Below are 15,335 nucleotides of genomic sequence, written 5' to 3'. Positions count from 1 at the left end.
GGCGGTCCTTCTGGTCAGGTCAGCCGACGTCGGTTCGCCGGGTGTAGGCCGCGGCGGCGGCCCGTACCAGGGCCTGCTGCTGCTCGAGTGGGAGGGCGTCGATTGTGGCGATCTTCTCCTTGATCGCGGGATCGAAGATGCCGCTGCTGGTGTCGGCCAAACCGGCGGCGGTGAGGATCCGGCCGATCACCTCGGCCTCGATCAGCGCCTCGCAGCTGTCGTGCAGTTCGCTGTAGATCCGGACGTGGGTGGCGACGCCGACCAGGGCTTCGGACAGCGGTCCGCGGTGGCCCAGCAGCAGGCTCAGAGCGGCGAGTACGTCTTCGGCGGCACAACGCAGCAGGTCGGTGTCCTCCGAGTGGGACAGCCAGCGCACCCCCCTCATCTCGTACAAGGACTGGGCGAGTTCGGGGTCGGCGGAGTGTTCCGCTTCGGTGGCCAGGCACGCGGCGATGGTCGCCTCGGTGGCGTCCAGGACGCCGACGACGTGGTCGAGCATTTCCCGCAGCTCGCTCTCGTAGAGGGGCAGCAGCGAGCCGGCGAGTTCGTCGGCGGCCGTGGCCGGGTCGGCGGGAACGGCGACGGAGCCGAGCGGGGAGGTGCTGGCGTACACGGGTACGTCGAAGGCGATGAGGGGGCAGACCAGGAAGGGTCGGCTCGCTTCGGCGGTGGGCAGTACCAGGAGCCGGCGGCCGTCCGGGCCGTCGAGCACGGCGATCTCCGCCATGGTGTCGCGGTCCAGCCCCAGGTCCTGGGCACGGCGCCGGTCCCACACACGGTAGTAGAAGTGGTGGCGAAGGTCGGCGTCGTCGCGCAGGTCCAGCTCGGTGGCCTCCCACCGGTCCGGGAGCTGGTCGGCCAGGGCGTGGGCGAAGTTTGCCAGGGGGTTCTGAGGGCTGGTCATAATCGGATTCCTTCGGTGGACTTCTTGGTGGACAGGTGGTTCAGGACGCGGGGCAGGGTCAACGCGGAGTCCAGCCGTCCGGCGGCGAAGTAGAGCGGGGCGCCGCCGGTGCCGGTGTCCCCGGGGCGGGCGAGGCTGTAGCCCACGGCACCGCCGTCGGCATCGGTGCGCCAACGCACCAACACCCCGCGCTCGGTCAGCGCTTTGGCGTAGCCGTCCACGCTGGTGGCCTCCTGCAGGGCCTGGCGCATCTGCCGTTGGAGCCAGACACGGGAGGGCTCGGCCCAACCGTGCTGCTCGGCCTTGATGATCTCGGCGGTAGTCGGGTAACTGGTGCTGAGACCCGTGTCCTGGCCGACCGGCCGAAGTCCCCACTCCGCTTCGATCGCCCGGCACTCGGCCTGGGCGCGCACCGCAGCGCGGTGCATCCCGGGCCGGGAGCCGTCCGGCAGCACGGTGACGCCGGCGAGGTGGATGTGGTGCTCGGCATGGCGCACCGCGACCCACCGGCACCCGGGTCGGTCGAACGGGGCCAGGCCGGTGGCGTGGGCGATGCGCCGGGCCACCGTCGCCCATTGCTGGTCGGACAGCCAGGGGTCCTCCGGGGCGGCGCGCACCGAGCAGTGCCACACCCTGCTGGGCGGCATCGCGCCGAGTTCGGCGGCGCGCAGGCGAGCATGCTGGTCGAGCCGGGCCGCGAGGTGGCTCAGGTCGGCAGCGGGGTCGCGGCCGGGGTCGGGGGCGCCGTGAAGGTCCCACGCGGCGACGAGGTGCGGGTCGCGGTGCTCCTCGCGCCGACCGGGGCCGTAGAGGTAGGCGAGCAGCGGGCGGACGCTGTTGCCCGTCGAGACGTCGGGGATCAGGACGCCTCCAGGACGGCGTCGAGGGCGAGGTACGTGCGCGCGGCGACGGCAGGCAGCACCGCGAGAGCGGCCTGCCGGGCCGGGCTGTCGTTGGCCGCCCGAGTTGCGGCGACCGCCGTGCTCAGCTCGTCGGCCACGCGGTCGAGAGCTTCGACGAGGGGGCGTCGCGGATCGCTGTCGGGCTGGCCCAGCGGATCGCTGGACTGTGCGGCGGCCAGGGCGGCGTTGCCGACGAACCCGGCCACGGTGAGGCGCTCGGCGACGGCGCGGTCGCGGATCACGGCGATGGCGGCGGGCGTGAACCGCACCGTGGTCTGGACGCTGCGGCGGTCCGCGGTCCGCGGACGGCGCCGCTGGTCCGGGCCGGGTTGATGCGAAGCGCTGTCGTTCGGGGGGATGGGGATCCGGATCCTTTCAGGGAGGTTGGCGTCAACGGCTCTTCGGTCGTGGGGTACGGCCGTCGGCGGCGTTCGGCACGGGCACGGAGGTGGATCGCGGGGGCGAGAGCGAGATCGCGGGCGTTCCTGCGGCCAGCGCCCCGGCGGCGCGGGCGCTGGGAGGAGCGACCAGCAGCGGCGGAAGGGGGTTGTCCGGCGCGCCGGCGCACCGGGTCCACTCGTAGGCGGCATCGAGGTCCGGGAAGCCGCCCTCCCGCAGGGTGTAGGAGCGGCCGAGATAGTCGACGTCCTCGTAGAACACCCGGACGGGGTGCTCGCCGAACTCGGGCCACTGGTCCTCGGCGATGATCCAGGTGCTGAAGTCGTAGACCAGCTGATCGTCGGCGCTGGGCGACCCGCCCGAGGAGTGGGCGGGGTCCAGGACGAGGTCGGAGGTGTACGAGGCCGCGATCTGGTACCTGTCGCCGGCCTGGGCGAGCCGCTGCTCCAGCTCGCGGCTGGGCTGGTCGCAGGTCGGAAGCCCATCGTCGTGCGGTGTCACCTGGCCGAGGTCGGCACCGCGGGAGACGAGCCAGTTCTGCGCGAGCGCCACGATCGGCGCCCGCTGGTACTCAAGTCGGAACGTTCCGGCCCCGAGGTCGCGCTGGACGTGGATTCCGGCGAGCTGGTTCGAGCCGGGGATGTCCCAGGTCATCGTGCCGTCGTGGACGACGAGGTAGGACTCGGTCAGTAGCGGCGTGTCCGGGTTGGTGGTGTTCTGCACGGCCAGGACGCTGATATTCCGCTCGTACGCGAACTCCCACCACCTCTGCTTGTCCTCCTCGGTTCGGGCTTCGAGGCTCTCGAGCTGGAGGGCCTCGTCAATGGCGAGGAGCGGCTCGGTGACGTCGGTGATGCGTTTCTCCGGTGTTCTCGGGGGGCGTGGAGGGGCTGCTGGAACCGTGCGGAGCGCGGCGGGCGGTAGCTGCGGCAGCGCGTTCGGTTGCGGGCGCCGTGGCGGTGTCCAGGTACTGGCCGTACCAGGAGGCGAGGTCGTCGTGGACGCCCGCGAGCGCCCTGCCGGCCGGGGTGGTCCGCAGGGCTCCGTTTGGCAGTTGGTCGACGAGCTGCTGCTGTACGAGGACATCCAGCTGGTCGGGCAGCTGGGCACGGGCCGCTGCGGTCATCGGGCGGGCGAGGTCTTCCAGTGTGGCCGCCCCGTCGCGCAGCCGGTCGAGGACGGTGGTCGTGAGCGGGTGCGCGCCTAGGCGCAGGACCTCCTCGACCGCGACAACGGTGTGCTGCTCGGTGGCAAGGGCTCGGCGGTGCCTCACCGCCCAGCTGTACGCGGCGAGGAAGACGGACCACAGCTCCTTCGCGGCCGGCGTGGCCTCCGGGCCGGCCGCAGTCGTGTGCAGCAGGCCGCCCTGTTCCAAGCGGTCGCGGTGCCAGGCGACTTCGCCGGGGTCCATGCCGTCGGCCGGATCGCTGAGCGTGTTCCGCAGGTACTGCTGGTCCTCGGCGTCGCGCTCGGTCAGCCGGACGGACAGCAGGGTGCGGACGGCCCCGGGCGGTGCGAGCAGGTCGAGGGCGTGGGTAACGCGTGCGTCACGGCTGGCGGTTGGGGGCACGAGGGTCCTTACAGGTGGAGCGGACGGTGGGGGCCGGTAGGACGCCCGTGGCCGGTAGGGCAGTTGGCGCGCCGGTGAGCCGGGCCGTGCTGCGTGCGCGGGCCGCCGTCTCGCGAGAGGGCGCGGCGGGAGCCTCGGCGGCGGCGCGTTCGTAGTGGGCGGCCAGGTTCTGGAGCGCCTGGCGGGCGAGGTCGAAGCGGGCGCCCAGGGTCTCCAACTCGACGCCGGTGAACCGCAGGACGCCGTTGCCTTGGACGCTGTTGTGGTTGCCCTGGACGATCGGCGCGAGGGCCTCGGCGGCGCGGGAGGCCACCGCACGCAGTTCGCGGTCGAGGGTGTCCACCTCGCCGGCTTGGCGCTCGACCAGCTCGGCGAGCGCGTGCGCCGCGGTCGCCTCGGAGTGCCGGTCGCGCAGTTCCCAGACCTCGTCGACACCGAGCCGCCCCTGGGCGAACTGCTGGCCGGCGAACACTCGGCGCCGGCGGCGGGAGGCTTCGGTCGTGGCGGCCTTGGGTTGCGTCTGGGCCTGCTGAGGAATCGGAGCCACCACGTTTGGGGTGGTCGCCATCGGGCCTGCGGACGTGTAGTTGATGACGGGTGGCGGGTCGTCCTGGATGGCGAGGCGGATCTGCACCACGTTGGCCAGCCACCGCTCGCCCTTCGCGCGGTCGAACCAGTGGCCGACCTCCGCATCGGCGTGTACGAGGATGCGGTCGAGCGCGACCACCGCCTTGGGCCTGAGCTCGGACGGCAGGGTCGAGACCGACTCCCGCGGGCCGCTGGTCAGGTCGATCGTGGCGCCGCCAGGGAGCTGGGAGGCGATCACGGCCGCGGCGGCGATGACCTCCCGCGAAAGGGCTGTGTCGAGCTCACCCTGTGGCGCGCAGGCGGCGGTGTCGAAGAGGCGGTGGAGGAACGGGGGCAGCTCTTCGGGGAAGAGGCTGTCGAACCGCTCGGCGATTCCGATCGCGTCGTCGTTGTGGAACGGGCCGGTGTCCCAGCTGCCGATGAGAAGACCTTCCTGTTAGCGGATCGGGGATCACGGCCGCTGCCCGGGCAGCGGCTCGGAGCAGGTCAGCCGCGAGAGCGGCTGCGGGGCGGGGACACTGCGACACCGGCGCCGGCGAGCGAGGGCGTTGCCTCGCCCACGGTGCCTGCCGGCCGGGTCCGGGCGGCGGCAGCGCGCCCGCCCGCCGCCAGCAGCGCCTCGTACCGGGCCTGTCCCTCGCGGGTGAGGGTCAGGCCATGGCCCCGGTGCAGGTCCTCGCGGGCGTAGTGGTCCACCAGGCCCTTGCCGATCAGGGCATCGACGGTGGCGACCTTGATGTCGGCCCCGCCGGGCAGAACCCTGAGCGACCCGTGCCGCACGCTCTTGTAGATGGTGATGGTGGTCGAGCCGATCTGCCGCAGCGCCGCCTCCTGCCGCGGCGGAAGCCGGGGGACCGCTGCCGCCGTCTTCGCCGTTGGCGCCGGAGCTGGGGGCGGAGGCGGGACGATGGCGGGCAGCTCCTTGTAGATGCCGATCAGCGCGGCGAGCGAGCGGTGCAGTTCGGTGCGGCGGGTGACCAGGAGGTCGATGTCGAGGCCGCTGGTGCGCAGGATGCCGTTGGTGACCGGGAGGGCGGTGTCGTGGCCGGCGGCGACGCGCTGGAGGTCGCGACTCAGGGCGGTGGCGAGTTCGACGATGCGGTTCTGCACGTGGTCGAGCGTGCTCGCGGTGGTGGCGATCTGGTCGGCGACGGCCCCGTGAGGGGTGTCGGAGCCATGGCCGGGCACGTCGCGGACGCGCTCGACCTGCAGCTCGGTCCACACCAGGCGGGTGCCCAGGTCGGTGTTCCCGGGCACCCGCGGCTTCCAGTTCGCGATGGGACGTCCGCTGAGCGTGCTCACGCGGCAGTCAGCTGCTGCTCGGTGATGAGCGCGATGCCCAGGGCGACGGCTTCCTGGAGCGTGTCCACCAGGGGGACGCCGGCGGTGGCGAGGCGGGCGGCGCCGTGCAGTCCACCGGTATGCAGGACGGGGACGGCTCCGACCGCCCGGGCGGCGACCGCGTCGTCGACGCTGTCGCCGATCACCAGGGTGCGGGCCGGATCGACCCACGGGCCCAGAGCCTTCAGGTGCGCGGCCATCGCCGGGGCCTTGCTCGGCACGGACGGTCCGGGGCGGCCGTCGACCCGCTCCAGCAGTCCGGTGATGCCGGCCTGGCTGACCTCGGTGACGAGCCGCTCGTGCGGCGCGAGCGACAGCAGGCTCTGGCGAACTCCGCGGGCTCGCAGGCCCATCATCAGCTGCCGGGCGCCGGGCTGGAGCCGCACCGGCCGGCGGTTGAGTTCGGCGAGGAACGCGGTGTCCGCGGCGTGCCACTCCTCGTCGTCGAGCGCGCGGCCGAGGACGTCGGTGTAGAAGTCGCGGATCGGCATCCGGTGAAGAGCCTGGTAGGTCTCCACGGTGATCGGCTCGGCGCCGAGGGCGGGCAGGGTCGCGTTGAGGGCCGCGACGTGATCGTCGAGGTCGGCTCGCAGGGTGCCGTTCCAGTCCCAGACGATGGTGATCAGCGCTGGCGTGGAGGAAGCGGTGCGGTGGTGCAAGAAGTCCAGCTCCAGATAAAGAGGTCAGGTGAGGGAGAGACGCCGTCGGCCGGCGCCGAGCGTGGCGGCGGCCAGGGCGGCGCCGAGCAGCGGAACGGCCGCTGTGGTGGTGTGGCCGAAGGCCGAGAGCTGTCCGGCCGTGGCGGCGCCCGCAGCCTGGCCGAGGCCGATCACCGAGATCAGCCACGCGGCGGCCTCGGTGGCTGTTCCGCTCGGCACAAGGGCGTCACAGGTGAGGAAAGCGCAGGCCAGCCACGGGGCGAGGAACAGTCCGGGCAGGATGCTCGCCATGACCGCGAGCCACGGCGGCTCGGGCACAAGGAGGGCGACGAACGCGCAGGCGTACCCGACGCCAACCGCGAGCAGCGCCTTGCCGGTTGGCCACGGTTGCCGGATCCTGGCCCAGGCGGTGCCGCCGATCAGGCTGCCGAGCGACAGCGCGGTCGGCAGCAGGCCGGCGAGCCACCCCTCGTGGTGCCGGTCGGCGACGCCGAGGGCCAGCACGGGGAACGAGCCGAGCGTGACCCCGAAGAACAGCGCCGCGGTCAGCAGGACGAGCAGACCCCGCGAGCGCAGCGGCCCGAGCCAGTGCACCGGCCTCGCCGCAGACCGTGTCCGGGCCGGGCGTCGTACGGCGACTGCGGCGGTTCCCGCGACGGTGGTCACCGCGCAGGCGGCCAACGCCCCGTGGGCGGAGGCGAGCTGGCACATCGCGGTGGCGAGCAAGGGGCCTGCGACGAACACCAGCTCCTGGGAGGCGGAGTCGAGCGCGAACACCCGGTGGTGGTCGCGCGGGTCGACCAGGCGCGTCCACATCGCCCGAAGTCCGGCCTCCAGCGGTGGGGTTGCCAGACCCGCGACAGCCGCCAGCACGGCGGCGGCGAGCGGCTGGGAGACGAAGTCCACGACGGTCAGCGCGGTGAACGCGGCTCCGGAGACCGCAGCGGCGGCGGGCGCGACGACGGCCAGAGAGGAGCGGTCGACGGCACGCCCGAGGAGCGGCTGGCCCACCGCGCCGGCCAGCGCGTACAGGGCGGCCAGGATGGCGCCGAGCGCGGTGGAGGCGTGGTCGGCACGGGCAGCGAGGAGAAGGCCGAGGGGGGCCATCGAGGACGGCAGCCGCCCGACGAGGGTGCCCGCGAGCAGCGGGGCGACGTGCGGGGTCCGCAGGATCGACCGGCCGGTGGCCGGTTGCCTGGTGGACGCCGAGGTCAGCAAGGGCAGGGCCCGCCGGCCAGGAGCGAGCGCAGCTCGACCGTGCGCTGCACCGCGACGCTGACCAGGGCGGCGGCGCGCATGCGGGCGGCCCGCGCCAGGTTGAAGCGGGTGTCCGCGTCGCAGTCCGGCTTCGCCATCTCCTCCCGCGCGGTGGCCAGCGCCCCCAGCGCGGACGTGAGGTGCTGGGCGGAGGCGCCGACGGTCTCGATCGAGTGGCGCACCGCGCAGAGCGGCAGATCGTCGGCCGCGGTCACCTGCGGCAAGAACATCGCCAGCGTGACGTGGGAGCACTCGATCGCCAGCTCATGGGCGAAGAGCACGGTGTCGAGATTGCCGGCCCGGAGCGGCAGTTCGAGCGTGGTGGCGGTGTCCGCCAGCAGGGCGACGTCCTCGTCGAGGAGGTCGACCAGCTGCTCGCGCAGCTTCGGGGCGGCACCGGACGGCATGGGCACGGAGGGCAAGATGATGAACCTCGGGGTAGGCGGGGGCTGGTCGGCGTAGGAGCCGTGTCAGCGCGAGTGGGCCGCGGCGGTGACGAGGAGTGGCGCGGGCTGGGGGCCGGGGGCGTGGGAGAAGGTGAGCTGCAGGGTGACGCCGCGCAGCACGGCGGCCGTCGCGCGTGCGGCCAGCGTCCGTTCCGGGGCCTGGGGCGCGGAGAAGGTGGCGGTGCGGGCCGGGCTCGCCACCACGACGGCCTTGGTGCCGGCGGCGGCCAGCGCGGTGCTGGTCCGCGCCGGGGCTGCCGCGGACACCTGGTGCTCGGCGGTCCAGTTCGACAGTGCGCCGTACACCTGGCCGAGAGCGTTGCCGGCTTCGCCGAGGTCCCACCGGTAGGAGCGGCGCGTGCCGCTTCGGACGACCAGGCCGCGCTCCTCCAGGGTGAGCAGCCGCTGGTAGGCGGCGGCCTTGTCCCGGGCGCTGAGGGAGGAGACCACCTGCTGGTAGGCCAGTCCGTCGTTCTGGCCCAGCGTGGTGAGCAGCGCGAGCGCGTGCGAGCCGGCCAGCAGCCCTAGCGTCTCCTCGATCATCTCCGGGGCCTGCGAGCTCGGTGCGCCGGGCTTGGGGTAGCGCTGGGCCCAGGCGAGGGCGGTGCTGTAGAGCGGCGTCAGGGCCTGGCCGGCCGAGGAGAGGGCGAGGTCGTAGCGGCCGGACCCGGCGGGGGTGCGGGTGATCACCCCGGCGCCGGCCAGGGAGCGGGTGGCCGAGTAGAGGCTGCTCACTGGCACGATCGGGTCGGCCGCCAGGAGATCTCCGGCGGTCATCGGTCCCCGCCGCAGCGCGTGAACGACGCGGGTGGCCCACCGGGTGGAGAGGACCTCGGCGGTGTGGTGCACGTCGTTGTCGAGGTTCTGCGGCGTGGCGGTCGTGGTGACGGTCGAGGACATGCGGAGATCTCCGATCGGGCTTTCGGCTGGGTGGGTCGGGCGGGTTCAGCGCTGGCGGGCGGCGGGAGAGAGGGCGACGGCGGGCGTGGCGGTGCTCGTGGTTGCGGCGGCCTGGGCCGGGGAAGGGCGGGCTGAGGAGGCGAGCGCGGCCTGGAAGCGGGCCGGCATTCCGCGCCCCGTCTCCTGGACGGCGGCCTGCCGCAGGCGGCGGGCCGCGGTCTCGTAGACCGCGACCCCCCGGCGCTCGCCTACGGCGACCAGGTGGATGCCCAGCAGATGGCGGGGGTTGTGCGGTGCCCGGCGCTCGGTGTAGACGAGCCGGTAGGCCATCGCGTCGTCCAGGTAGATCTTCCTGGCGCCCCGCAGGTCGCGCTCGCCCTGCTCTTCCAGGAGGGGGCCGCGTACCTCGGCCTTCACCAGCCGGTCGAGGTAGCTGAGCGCGAGTGTCCGCACCTGGCCCGGTACCGTCAGCAGATCGGCCAGCGCCTCCGGGTGGGCGCTGAAGCCGGGCAGTGGCCGGGCGGGTGCGATCACCGCACGGCCCTACGCGAGACCGCTGACGTCCCGGCGAGGACCGCCGCAGGTTCCTGGGCGGTGGTGCGCTGGCCGGCGCCGGTGGTGCGGGCGCGGGCGGCGCTGGCCTGGGGGCTGACGACGACGCTCACCTCGTCACCGACCACGGGTGGAAGCGGGGTGCGCCGGCTCTCCAGCCACTGCTGGACCTCCTGCGGACTGCTGAAGCTGCCCTCGCGCAGGGTGTATCCGCGCTGGTGGTGGGCGGACTCCAGCTGAAGGAGGAAGGGGCGTTCGGCGCTGACGGCGGCGCTGTCGCGCAGCAGCGCCCAGGTCTCGCCGTATTCGATGCCGTGTTCGACGAGTTGGTAGCGGGAGCCGGACTCCATGATCCGGGCGGCGGCTGCCGCGCTGCGGGCATCGGCCGGTGCACCGGCACCGCGGGCATGCTGGAGGAACTGCTGCGGGTCGGCGCCGCGCTGGACGAGCCAGGCCGCCCCGGCGGCGAAGGTGGGCGCGGGCTCGGCGGCGAGGGCGAAGGTCTGGCCGTCCTCGTTGTGGTGAAGGTGCGCCGCGACAGCGGGCATCCCCCACTCGTTGTAGCCCTCGAACAGGAAGAAGTTGTCGCTGCCGCCGAGACCGTCGGGCACGGTGCTCTCGCTGAGCAGCTCGTACGAGCCGTCGGCGGCCAGGAGGTGGACCTGGGCCTCGGCGGAGGCGGCGTCCTCGGGGCGGCGGCCGGGAAGGTTGAAGTCGGGCAAGGTCGGGTCCGATCAGGCAGCAAGAGGGAGAGCGGGCGGGGTGGGGTCGGTCAGGGCGGGGTGCGGCAGTAGACGGTGGCTGATGTGGCCGCCGCTGGAGGTGCACGCCGCGAACGGACCGTCTGCCGATCGCAGCTTCATCAGCGCGGGCTCGAGGTGGTCGCGCTGCCACGAACTGGGGCCGGCGGCCCCCGACTCGGGGTCGATCGCGGCCTGCCAGGCCAACCACAGGGCGTGAAGCCTCGCCACCGCCTCGGGGTGCTCCTTCCAGCGGGGGCACCAGGGCTTGCCGGCCGTGGTCTCGGGCCCGTAGATCTTGGTGAAGATCTCGTCTACCCATGGGGTCATCAACTCCAGTTCCTTGAGGTACTGCGGGTCGTCGAAGGCGAGGATGAACAGCGGCTCGCCGCCGGCGGGGGTGTCCGGATCGTCGACGTCCTCCGGGGGGAGGGCGGTGGTCATGCTGGCCAGTTGCTCGGCCTGGAGGTCGAAGCCCGCCGCGAGCTCGGCGAGCCGCGCCGTCAGGACGTCGATCTGGGCGTTGGTGTAGCCGGCCGGTGCGGAGTCCGGGTCGGGCTCGGGGGTGGTCAAAAGGGCGGGTGCCTCTCGTCGGCGGGTGATGACACGAGGATCTGCGCTCGACGGCTCGCTCCAGCGAGCCGGACTTGGTGTATAAGCACGCCTTGCTCACCGCCGCCCGCAGCAGCGGGCAGCGGCAAGCAGGGCCGGGGCATCGAGCAATTCCAAGGCTGTGCATGCCTGTTGGGGGACGACCCCGTTGCCCAGGGCGGTCAACTGGGCGGAGCGGGACAGGCCCGGAACGCCGGTGACGTGGCCGGAGTCGAGGCCCATGATCCACTCGACGAACCGCGGGTCGAGCCGACCGCGCTCGTTGGTCGGCTCCGGTGCGGGGCGGGTGGCGCGCTCCCAGCGGGCGATGGCAGGCCCGTACGGGCCCCAGCGGTTCAGCCCGTGGCGCTCGGCTCCCAGATCGGCAGGATCACTTGGGACAGCGGCGAGAGGGAGGTCGGCTCGGTGCGGCGGCCCGGCTTCTGCGGGGCCGGGTGCAGCTTCGCGGTCGCGGAGGGGAGAGTGAGATCCCCCTTCGAGCCACGGCTGTTGGGCCCGCCGTGGGTGCCGTCGCTCGCCTTCGGAGTCGGGAGAAGGTGTTCCACCTCGTCGCTCAGATTCGGGCCGTGCCCGCCCTCGCGCCTGCGGTCCGGGTGCTGGCTGCCCCCGATCGCGCCGAGATTGCTGGTCGGGGTCTTGAGCAGCGTGACCGCGTGCCCCAGGTCCTCCCGCTTCGGGTCCGGGCCCCTCGCATCGCGTGCCTTGGGCGTGGGAAGGCCACGCGGCGAGGAAAAGTCGCTCCCGCTTGTGGGGCGCACCGACGTCGGCGGCGCGAAGCACCGTCCATCGCGCATCCATCCCGAGGTCGGCCAGGGTTCCGAGAACCGCGCCGAGTGCCCGCAGAGCAGGCTCACCTCCGCTGTCTCCCAGATCGCACCAGCCGCATTCCAGGTCGCCATCGGCTGGCGTCCCAGCGGGTGCTGAGAGGATTCCGCGGACGTTTTCAATGATCACCAACTTCGGCTTGAGGACGTCGACCGCGCGGGCGATGGTGTGCCACAGTCCGGAGCGGGTGCCCTCGACGAGCCCGGCCCTCTTGCCGGCCACGCTCAGGTCCTGACAGGGGAAGCCCGCCGTCAGGACGTCGATCGGCTCAACGCTGCTCCAGTCAACTGCGGTTATGTCGCCATGATTTGGCGTCTCTAGGCCAGTGGTGGGCGAGGATGGACGCGGCGTTGGGGTTCATCTCGGCGTGCCACACGACGTGGCCGCCGAGGGCGGCCTGGACGCCCATGTCCAGCCCCCCGTAGCCGGAGCACATGCTGCCGATCCGCGGGGGCCGGTGGACGTGCTGGGTCATCGGCGTGCCCCGGAGGTGGCGCGGGCGGCGGTGGCCGGAGAGGAGACGGCCGCCGCTGAGACGGCGACCTGGGCCTTCGGTCCGGCGGCCTCGGCGGCGGTCTTCGCCGTGGCGGGCGCAGCCTCGGGCGGGTAGGGGGTGGCGGCCGAGCGGACGGCCTTGTGGGCGTACTCGCCCATCGGCGCGGAGGTGATCGCCCGCAGCGCCTCGGGCTCGGGGCCGGTGAGACCGTGCGCGATCTGGGCTAGCTTCCAGGCGCCCTCCTGGAGGACGTCGCGGGTCGCGCCCAGCGAACGGAAGTACTGGATGCGCCCGGCGCTGCTGGCTGGGCGCTCGGGGGCCAGCTCGATCTGGATCGCGGCGATCAGCGCAGGGTGGGCGCGCAGCACGGCCTTGCTGAGGAGCAGGCTGCCGTAGCCGTAGGCGATCGTGCTGCGGTGCCAGGCGACGTCCTCGGGCGGGGCCTCGGGGCCCGTCGGCGGCATCTCGTCGGCGGAGTTCGTGAGGAGGGTCTGCTGCAGCTCGGAGAGCTGTTCTAGCACCTCGGCGAGCCGTTCGCGCTGCGGATCTCGGTAGCAGTAGATGTCGAAGAGCTGCTCGCTGGCGGTGTGGAAGCCGGTGGCGATTTGCAGCAGCATGCCGGACTGGTGCTCGATGGACAGGGACAGGGCGGGGCTCCTAATGAGGCGGAGGCGGGAGGGTCAGCGCCGTGGCTTGGCGGCGGTGCGGGGAAGGGCGGCGACCGGCGGTGGTTCCGCAGCGGTGCGGCGCTGGAACGCCGAGCGGAGCCGGCCGGTGAAGGAACGGGCAGCGTTCGCGCGGGAAGCTGTCTGCGAGTGCTGGGACTGGCCGGAGGCGGGGAGCTGTTCGGCCGTTGCGCGCAGTTCCCTTGCTGAGCTAGCCAGTTGGGCGAAAATCTCGTGATAGTGGTCGGCCGGCCGGGCATCTTCGGAGGAGGGGATGGCCCAGACGTTCGCGCTCATGGCGACGGTGAAGACGGCCAGAAGGTGGCGTTCGGCCGTTGCGATCCGGTTGGTCGCACCCGCCAGGGCGATGGCGGTGCGGCGGGCTGCGGTTGTCGCCGTCGGGTCCGTCGAGATGCTCGGCGCGTACTCGGTGGCGGCGTTGATTGTGCTGGTCTGCACCTCTTGGAGCGCGAGGAGTTGGCGGCGGACGTCGAGGACGTTCGGTACCTCGTTGAGGTACGGGTCGTACGGACCCGGCAGCGAAACTGCGACGGCTTCGATCCGTTTGGCGGCCAGTTGGAGACGCTGTTGGTGGTCGTGGATGGTGGCGGTGGGCGTAGTGGCCTCCCTTCGTCGGGCCGGACGGGCCGGCGTGGTGGTCAGGTGCGGCGCAGCGGAACGACCGTCGCGGGCGGGGAGCTTGGGGCCGTGGGAGCGGAGGGCTCGGCAGGCGGGGAGACCAGAATGAGGGCGGGCGAGCGGCGAAGGGCGGCGTCCACGCGGCGCTCGCTCTCCCCAGCGGCGGGTGGCCGGCCTGCAGGCGGTGCTGCCGTGGGCCGACGGGCAGCGAGGCTGGTGACCTGGGAGGGGACCGCGGTGACCGTCGCGGCTTCGGCCAGCGCCTGCGACGTCTCGCGCACCGTGCGCCGGACCGTGGCGAGCGCGTGCCGGGCGCTGGTCTGCGCCTCGGGGCTCGGCACCGGGTCGGCGAGCAGGGAGGCTGCCCTCGCCAGGCCGGCCTGTGCGAGGGCGAGGGCTGAGGCGGTGGCGGTGAAGACGCCGAGGCCGGCGTCGGGGCGCGCGCTCGTCGAGCGGAAGAACACCTCGTCGAGCGGGGCCGCGACCAGCTCGTGCAGGCGCACCATCGGCCAGGACAGGTCCCGCACTTCGGGCAGCGGCTCGTGCGGCGCCGGTACGGGGATCGCCTGCTCGAAGGCGCTCAGCTGCTCGGAAAGTGAGAGCAGGGCGTCCAGGTCGGCTTGGCCGAGCCCGGCCACGGCGGGAGGCAGGGGGGTGCCGGTCAACCGCGCCTCCTGGAAGGAGAGGAGACGACGGGTGAACCGATCACCGGCGCCGCCGCAGCGGGGCTCGGCCGGCTCTGGCCAGGCGGGAGCCGCGTGGCGAAGGCGAGCACCGCCTCGGCTCCCTGCGCCGAGCACCGGTCGGCGCTGTCCAGCGCGGCGGTGGTGTGTTCGGCACGGCGAAGGCGCAGCGCCTCGGCGGGGCTGCCCGGCTGCTCCGGCGGAGACTGCGCGTACTTGATCGAGAGGTCGAGGGCCGCGCCCAGGTGACGGTGGACGGTGGCCGCGTGGCTCATCGCGACCTCGTACGCCCCGGCCAGTTGGGCCGCGGACGGGTTGTCGGCCGGCTGCCGCCCGTAGTGCTCGGCGTTGTCGCCGCAGTGCCGGATGAACGCCTGCGCCTGGCGAGCCTGGTCCAGCAGGGCGCTGCGGTCGGGGACGCCGGGAGCCGGACCGGACGGGGTGACGGCAGCGTTGTGCCCCAGGGCGCGCAGCATTCCCGCGACCACCTCCAGGTCGTTGCGGTAGGCCGAGTTGGACAGGGCGCCGCCGAAGGTGGCAGGGCCGGCGGTGGCTACTGGCCTCATCGACGCCGTCCCGGGAGGGTGGCGAGCTGCTGCCCGACCGGCAGCGGGGGCGAGGTGACTGTGCGGGCACTTCGGCCGGCGGTGGTTCGGGCGGTGGCGGCCAGGGCCCGCGGAGCTGGACCGTGCGTGAGAGCGGCGGCGGGACCGCTGAGCACCCGGGCGTCGCGGCGCAGGTTCTCGGCCGCGCTGTTCAGCGCCAGCCGAGTCCGGGACAGCGCCACGTTCAGCTGCTGGGCGCCGCGTTCGCGGACCTCGTCGGCGCGCGGGCCGCCGAGGCCGTCGACCTCGTAGAGCCGACCGGCCATCGCGGTGGCCCGGCCGATCGCGCCGAGCGCCTCGCCCAGCTGCGCGCCGGCCGTCGCCAGGGAGCGCACCGCGATCCGGTCGGCGGTCGGGGCATGCGGGTGGTGCAGTGCGGTGGCGACGTGCAGCAGGTCGTCCTGGCAGTCGCGCAGGGCGCCGGTGTGCTCGGCCAGTTCCTGAAGTCCTGGCAGCCCCTCCTCGCGGTAGGCGCGCGGGAGTTTGGCCTCGAGCTGGTTGATGGAATCGGCCGCCGAGTGGAGTCGGTCCACGGACTGGGCACGGGGGGTG

The 15,335-nt window shown here is 73.3% G+C and carries 20 protein-coding genes; all 20 read right to left on the bottom strand.

The annotated features are described in order from the left end of the window. Nucleotides 1-19: 19 nt before the first annotated feature. A complete protein-coding gene (locus tag ACIQWA_RS07480) occupies nucleotides 20-904 on the bottom strand; it encodes a hypothetical protein (RefSeq protein WP_402479373.1) in 885 nt (294 codons plus the stop codon). Beyond that, complete coding sequence (locus ACIQWA_RS07475) at nucleotides 901-1,551, bottom strand: hypothetical protein (protein ID WP_402479370.1); 651 nt, start codon at nucleotides 1,549-1,551, stop codon at nucleotides 901-903. Before ACIQWA_RS07475 ends, ACIQWA_RS07480 begins: the two co-directional genes overlap by 4 nt. A gap of 212 nt (nucleotides 1,552-1,763) precedes the next feature. Further along, on the bottom strand, nucleotides 1,764-2,075 hold the full coding sequence (locus tag ACIQWA_RS07470; protein WP_402479367.1) for a hypothetical protein: 312 nt from the start codon (nucleotides 2,073-2,075) through the stop codon (nucleotides 1,764-1,766). A 121-nt stretch (nucleotides 2,076-2,196) separates the two neighbouring features. Then, nucleotides 2,197-2,928 carry a hypothetical protein gene (locus ACIQWA_RS07465; protein WP_402479365.1) on the bottom strand — a complete coding sequence of 244 codons (732 nt, stop codon included), beginning with the start codon at nucleotides 2,926-2,928 and terminating at the stop codon, nucleotides 2,197-2,199. A gap of 97 nt (nucleotides 2,929-3,025) precedes the next feature. Continuing rightward, entirely contained in the window at nucleotides 3,026-3,775 is a 750-nt protein-coding gene (locus tag ACIQWA_RS07460; RefSeq protein ID WP_402479362.1) for a hypothetical protein, read from the bottom strand. Continuing rightward, nucleotides 3,753-4,784 carry a DUF4259 domain-containing protein gene (locus ACIQWA_RS07455; RefSeq protein ID WP_402479722.1) on the bottom strand — a complete coding sequence of 344 codons (1,032 nt, stop codon included), beginning with the start codon at nucleotides 4,782-4,784 and terminating at the stop codon, nucleotides 3,753-3,755. Before ACIQWA_RS07455 ends, ACIQWA_RS07460 begins: the two co-directional genes overlap by 23 nt. Nucleotides 4,785-4,849: 65 nt before the next feature. Further along, nucleotides 4,850-5,620, bottom strand: a complete 771-nt coding sequence (locus tag ACIQWA_RS07450; RefSeq protein WP_402479360.1) for a hypothetical protein — start codon at nucleotides 5,618-5,620, stop codon at nucleotides 4,850-4,852. Nucleotides 5,621-5,661: 41 nt separating this feature from the next. Next, a complete protein-coding gene (locus tag ACIQWA_RS07445; RefSeq protein ID WP_402479357.1) occupies nucleotides 5,662-6,363 on the bottom strand; it encodes an HAD family hydrolase in 702 nt (233 codons plus the stop codon). A 24-nt stretch (nucleotides 6,364-6,387) separates the two neighbouring features. Beyond that, the gene (locus ACIQWA_RS07440; protein ID WP_402479354.1) at nucleotides 6,388-7,581 is read right to left on the bottom strand and encodes an MFS transporter; all 1,194 of its coding nucleotides are present in this window, start codon (nucleotides 7,579-7,581) and stop codon (nucleotides 6,388-6,390) included. After that, nucleotides 7,575-8,033: a hypothetical protein gene (locus tag ACIQWA_RS07435; RefSeq protein ID WP_402479351.1), complete on the bottom strand. Its 459-nt coding sequence runs from the start codon at nucleotides 8,031-8,033 to the stop codon at nucleotides 7,575-7,577. The genes ACIQWA_RS07440 and ACIQWA_RS07435 overlap by 7 nt, the downstream gene beginning before the upstream one ends. Nucleotides 8,034-8,090: 57 nt before the next feature. After that, the gene (locus ACIQWA_RS07430) at nucleotides 8,091-8,966 is read right to left on the bottom strand and encodes a winged helix-turn-helix transcriptional regulator (RefSeq protein WP_402479348.1); all 876 of its coding nucleotides are present in this window, start codon (nucleotides 8,964-8,966) and stop codon (nucleotides 8,091-8,093) included. Between the two features lie 45 nt (nucleotides 8,967-9,011). Next, nucleotides 9,012-9,500, bottom strand: coding sequence for a hypothetical protein (locus tag ACIQWA_RS07425; protein WP_402479345.1), 489 nt, complete (start codon nucleotides 9,498-9,500; stop codon nucleotides 9,012-9,014). Further along, on the bottom strand, nucleotides 9,497-10,240 hold the full coding sequence (locus ACIQWA_RS07420; protein ID WP_402479342.1) for a hypothetical protein: 744 nt from the start codon (nucleotides 10,238-10,240) through the stop codon (nucleotides 9,497-9,499). The genes ACIQWA_RS07425 and ACIQWA_RS07420 overlap by 4 nt, the downstream gene beginning before the upstream one ends. A 12-nt stretch (nucleotides 10,241-10,252) precedes the next feature. Beyond that, nucleotides 10,253-10,831 carry a DUF4913 domain-containing protein gene (locus tag ACIQWA_RS07415; RefSeq protein ID WP_402479339.1) on the bottom strand — a complete coding sequence of 193 codons (579 nt, stop codon included), beginning with the start codon at nucleotides 10,829-10,831 and terminating at the stop codon, nucleotides 10,253-10,255. Between the two features lie 96 nt (nucleotides 10,832-10,927). Continuing rightward, complete coding sequence (locus ACIQWA_RS07410; protein ID WP_402479719.1) at nucleotides 10,928-11,950, bottom strand: DNA cytosine methyltransferase; 1,023 nt, start codon at nucleotides 11,948-11,950, stop codon at nucleotides 10,928-10,930. A 216-nt stretch (nucleotides 11,951-12,166) separates the two neighbouring features. Continuing rightward, nucleotides 12,167-12,808: a hypothetical protein gene (locus ACIQWA_RS07405; protein WP_402479336.1), complete on the bottom strand. Its 642-nt coding sequence runs from the start codon at nucleotides 12,806-12,808 to the stop codon at nucleotides 12,167-12,169. Nucleotides 12,809-12,871: 63 nt separating this feature from the next. Beyond that, nucleotides 12,872-13,315 carry a hypothetical protein gene (locus tag ACIQWA_RS07400; RefSeq protein WP_402479333.1) on the bottom strand — a complete coding sequence of 148 codons (444 nt, stop codon included), beginning with the start codon at nucleotides 13,313-13,315 and terminating at the stop codon, nucleotides 12,872-12,874. A gap of 200 nt (nucleotides 13,316-13,515) precedes the next feature. Then, nucleotides 13,516-14,160 carry a hypothetical protein gene (locus tag ACIQWA_RS07395; RefSeq protein WP_402479330.1) on the bottom strand — a complete coding sequence of 215 codons (645 nt, stop codon included), beginning with the start codon at nucleotides 14,158-14,160 and terminating at the stop codon, nucleotides 13,516-13,518. Beyond that, the gene (locus ACIQWA_RS07390) at nucleotides 14,157-14,744 is read right to left on the bottom strand and encodes a hypothetical protein (protein ID WP_402479327.1); all 588 of its coding nucleotides are present in this window, start codon (nucleotides 14,742-14,744) and stop codon (nucleotides 14,157-14,159) included. The genes ACIQWA_RS07395 and ACIQWA_RS07390 overlap by 4 nt, the downstream gene beginning before the upstream one ends. Next, a complete protein-coding gene (locus tag ACIQWA_RS07385; protein ID WP_402479323.1) occupies nucleotides 14,741-15,316 on the bottom strand; it encodes a hypothetical protein in 576 nt (191 codons plus the stop codon). Before ACIQWA_RS07385 ends, ACIQWA_RS07390 begins: the two co-directional genes overlap by 4 nt. Nucleotides 15,317-15,335: the final 19 nt, after the last annotated feature.

The organism is Kitasatospora sp. NPDC098652, assembly GCF_044760155.1.
Classification (GTDB): Bacteria; Actinomycetota; Actinomycetes; order Streptomycetales; family Streptomycetaceae; genus Kitasatospora.
This window is presented reverse-complemented; position numbering and strand designations above follow the sequence as displayed.